Origin of the sequence: Mesorhizobium sp. M1006, assembly GCF_040318825.1 — a bacterium.
In the GTDB taxonomy this organism is placed as follows: Bacteria; Pseudomonadota; Alphaproteobacteria; order Rhizobiales; family Rhizobiaceae; genus Mesorhizobium.
This window is the reverse complement of sequence record NZ_JAMYMZ010000107.1, coordinates 1-4,413: the sequence shown is the minus strand read 5'-3', so window position 1 is coordinate 4,413 and position 4,413 is coordinate 1. Positions and strand designations below refer to the sequence as shown.

Here is a 4,413-nt window from a genome sequence, read left to right as displayed (position 1 = left end):
GAGAAGACAGCCCGAAACTACCTCGCCATCGTCACCATCGCCGCAACCGTCCTCTGGATCAGATAAGTGTCCACACGACCTAGGGTTGCTGCTATCCGACGGCTCGAATTCTCGACTACTTTCGGTCAGGACCGTGGTCGCCCGATCGCCTGTACCATGCCAGTTTTGCGGGCGCTTCAGCATCAGAAACTCACCAGCCTCAGCTTGGACTTTAGCATGCGAGATATTCACTGGGGTGCACATCTCATGTGTATTGCGTCACAAGTAATTTGATACTATTAATACTTCTCCGCCGAAGCGTGTGGAGATGAGGTGTCAACCATCTAGCCTAATTCTGCTCTTCGAACATCCGACCTGGCAACTATCCACTTGCTTTTCGCCGAAGCCGATCGCGGCAATCTGAATACGCAAAGGTCGCAACCGCGCCGCGGCTGCGAAAGCAGGCATCAGCCAGCAAGGAATTCACCAAATGCGCTGGATTGGCTTCGGTGTTGGAACTGCCCTCGCAATTTCATTGACTTCGGGGCTATGTCTCGCTGGGGAGGATGTGGATCCAAGGATCTCTCCCATACGCATTGACGACGTTGCCGACGGCTCAGGAAGCCCGTTTCCGCGGTTCGACAATTTCAGCTGGCGCGCCTTTATCGCCCTGAACTGGCCAGCGTTAACCGACGTGATCCATCGCGGCGAGCCGGATGCTAACAAGACGCTTGCCGATCCTGGCCCCCGGGTCTGGGAAACTTTTAAGGCGCGGTATGAGGTTTTCGCTCCTGGGGCGGTGAAGCCTGCCGAATGGAAGAGTTTCGACGGCGGCAATCCCTGTGGCGGTTCCGTAGGTAACGACAAAAAGACGCTCAGCGCATTTTCCCATTTCGCCGATTTCAATCAGGCGGCCCTCAGCCTTTCCAGCTTTGCCAACCCGCTGATAGCGCAGAACAAGACCTACACGCGTTACGAAGTTCGTTTCAACCGCGAGGAATTTGATACGATCTTCCAAAACGAATGGTATGTGAAGGGCAAGCAACCCACATCTGCCGCGCCCGGCTCATTTAAAGACGGTTCCATCGAAATCAAGGCTGCTTGGCGCATCCTAACTGCAGCAGACGACGTCGTTCGTGATCGGTTCTACGTATCTTCGGCTTTTGTTTTCGACCCGGAAGCCACGGCTAAGGCCGGAAGCGTCATTTGCAAGGAACAAGCTGTTGCGTTGGTAGGCTTTCATATCGTCATTAAGACCAAGCTGCGCCCGCAATGGATTTGGAGTTCGTTCGAACACGTTGATAACGTGCCTCCGCACGACGCCGAACCTGATGCCGCTAATGCTCGGGTGCCGTATTCATATAATTCTGGCAAGCCGCCCTCCGATCTGGATCCGGCAACGCCTCCAGATGCTATCAGCTCGGATAACTTGCCCTTACCCGATCCTAATCCAATGCAAGTGGTCCGAAAGCAAGGTATTCAGCCAGAAACGATGGCCATAAACCGTGCCTATTGGGAGTTGCCAGGGATTAAGGGGACAGTTTGGGCAAACTATATGCTGGTGATGACCCAATGGCCGACCATGCCAAATCCCGAGTCTCCTACAAACACTGGAATGCCATTTCCCACTGGCGTCGGGTCGACCTTAGCAAATACAACCATGGAAACTTACAATCAGAGGAACAGACGCAGTTGCATGGAGTGTCACAACGCCATCTCCAACGTAAGAGGCTTGGATTTTGTGGCGTTCATGGCGTTGGATGCCTCGGACCCTCCGCAACAAACTGTTGCACGGGTAGCAGTTCCGGCAATCACGACCTTAGACACAACAAATAGGGTGCCAAAGACCGCCCTCGATGACGATCCCATGGTTCGGGCTCTCATCGATTTCATGACGCAAAAGTGACGAATCCGTAGGAAAGGCATGAAGATGGCCAATGCGATCAACAGTTGGGCCGAATTTCAGAAATTCCTGGACGATTGCTGCACGAGAGTTGGCGCAGAGCCGGATTTTTCCGGTCATGGACGGTGGTGGCAGACCATGACCTACCAGAAGTTTGTGACCGACGGCTCTGTCAAGGGCGAACGGATAGTCGTTGTCGGGGACCCGAACAACTCCACCCTTATTCATGCCTTGCAAGGCGACACCCCGGCATTCTCAAAAGGTGGCAAATACGGGAGAATGCCCTTAAGCATTTCTGGCGACGACTTTGGTTACTTCAACCAGGACGAAATCGACGAGATCAAAGATTGGATTTTGCGAGGTTGTCCCGAGGGCACGGCAATTGTTTGACAAACCAGTAGATCGAGACGAGAACGCATTAAGGTTCTGTAGTTGCCTCAAGCACCAGCAAGGTTTTGGCAGTTGTGAATTCGCGCACCGGCTGTTGATCTGGAGGCAATCGGCTCCACGACGATTTGTCTTGGAGCTTTTGATGTGTTTGGTTTTGGGCAAGGCGGCATGCAGGGTAGGGACGCCTTCTCGCCTTGCCCCGCGGGATTGCTCGCAAGAAGTATCAGTTCATATTGTCGTCTGTCGTTCGAAAAAGCGGAGCAAAACCATGAAATACGGTTGGCGTCCCACCCTCGCGCCGGTGCAGACACGCTACGACGATATTTGGTTCGTCAGTCCGTCGATCGGCTGGGCGGTTAAAGCGCTGGTCAGATCGTTCACACAGAAGATGGCGGGCAAACTCCTTGGACGATCCAGCACACCGTTGATCCGGACACGTGGCTGCGGTGTATGAGTTTTTCCAGCGCCAAGGATGGATGGATAGGCTCAATTACCCGGCGACAACGTCTATGGAAGACGACGGATGGCAAAACATGGAACGATATGACGCCTAAACTTCAGCCGCAGCCAAGTGCGATTTGCGGAATTTCGTCACCTTCCAAAAATGTCGTCTTTGCCTCAGGGACGCAATATCCGAGCAGAGAAGCGGCCGTCATGCACACGGCGGATGGCGGTGAGACGTGGAATTCCGTGTCGATGGCGGCACATGCCAATCTTCTGATTGATACGCACTTTACAGATGACACCCACGGATGGGTGGTGGGCGGCATCGGTGGCACGACCTACGATAGACTTAAGCCAGTCGTGCTGTTCACGGCGAATGGCGGCAAGACCTGGGAAGACAGGTTGCGAAATTCCGGCATCAACTTTCCAAGGGGGGAGTGGGGATGGAAGATTCAGTTCTTGGACGATCGGGTCGGATTTGTCTCGCTTGAGAATGACACTGCCGCCGCCATTTTGAAAACCACCGATGGCGGGCAAACCTGGAAGCGAATAGAGATTACGGATCCGCAGGGAAACGTGAATCTTGAAGGCATCGGCTTCCTTGATGAGATGACCGGCTGGGTTGGCGGCTGGGGTAGTGGCTTCCCCAGCAACCCCTTAGGCACCACCAGCGGCACCGCCGACGGCGTAGCCACATGGTCGGATGCAAACGATGTCGGACGTTTCATTAATAGATTTCGCTTCACAGGATCAGAACCGATCGTTGCCTATGCTTCGGGCGGCACCATCTATCAATGTATCGTGACCCCGGAGACGGAACATGCTCGGATCTCGCTCGCAGCGCGTCGCGCCGCGGAGACGCCGCTTCCACTTGCGTGGGAATCCCTGGCAATCGAGGCGCAGGTGCCGGAGAATGCGATGCGGTTGACCATTACCATTTTTGATCCCCGCCAGACCCTGGTCAAGATTTTGGTAGACGAGAAATCGCCAAACCCCGGTTCGCGAACCTTCAAATGGGACTTCAAGAACGAGGGCGGGGCAGAAACAGGAATCGGGCACTTCATGTACCGGGTGTCAATTGACGGCGAAGCCACCACTGGGATGATAGCGCGTCCCGGACTCGCCTCTCCCGCAGAACTAGGTGCCCGGGTGGTCGAAATGATTGAAAGATACGCTCCACTCGCCCGCCGGTCACATGATGAACTGGTCCTTCCAGGTGCCGACGGCACCCCGGCCACGCTAAAATCGCTGTTCAATACCCCACGCGAATTGATGGCGGCGCTGATCCGTGGTGGCTGGGTTGTTCCCGGTGCCCCCGACCGCAGCATGTTCCTGGTTGCGATAATTGGAACAGGCCCGATGCAGGGTGAACTTGCCCAAGTCGATGTCGATCTTTTATCGGAATGGATCACGGCCGGCGCTGTGATACCAGGCTTGGAGAGTGACCAACGCAGCCTCTAAACTTTTGACCGCTTGCCGTGCTGCTAATGCGTTCCACGCATTACGAAGTTGCGTCGCAGCACTGGCGTCAAGCTGTAAGGACAAGCGTCCGCACTCTCTTAAGTCAGTTGTTCGCAGTCGAGCCGCAGAAGGGAGTCGAATGAGGGCCCTTCTAGTGGATTGATTCCAACGCTTGGTGCCCGCGTTTGACTGCTGCAATGATCTCATCGGGATCTGCTTTCCAGACGAATGGCCGC

The 4,413-nt window shown here is 54.9% G+C and carries 4 protein-coding genes; all 4 read left to right on the top strand.

Annotation, left to right across the window (positions count from 1 at the left end; translation table 11 throughout):
- The first annotated feature begins 469 nt into the window (after window positions 1-469).
- The gene (locus tag NKH60_RS34560) at window positions 470-1,885 is read left to right on the top strand and encodes a hypothetical protein (protein ID WP_352875067.1); all 1,416 of its coding nucleotides are present in this window, start codon (window positions 470-472) and stop codon (window positions 1,883-1,885) included.
- A gap of 18 nt (window positions 1,886-1,903) precedes the next feature.
- Window positions 1,904-2,272 (top strand): hypothetical protein, encoded by a 369-nt coding sequence (locus tag NKH60_RS34555; RefSeq protein ID WP_352875065.1) that lies wholly within the window; start codon window positions 1,904-1,906, stop codon window positions 2,270-2,272.
- A gap of 268 nt (window positions 2,273-2,540) precedes the next feature.
- Window positions 2,541-2,726 (top strand): hypothetical protein, encoded by a 186-nt coding sequence (locus tag NKH60_RS34550; RefSeq protein ID WP_352875064.1) that lies wholly within the window; start codon window positions 2,541-2,543, stop codon window positions 2,724-2,726.
- Complete coding sequence (locus NKH60_RS34545) at window positions 2,723-4,177, top strand: WD40/YVTN/BNR-like repeat-containing protein (protein WP_352875062.1); 1,455 nt, start codon at window positions 2,723-2,725, stop codon at window positions 4,175-4,177. The genes NKH60_RS34550 and NKH60_RS34545 overlap by 4 nt, the downstream gene beginning before the upstream one ends.
- Window positions 4,178-4,413 lie beyond the last annotated feature (236 nt).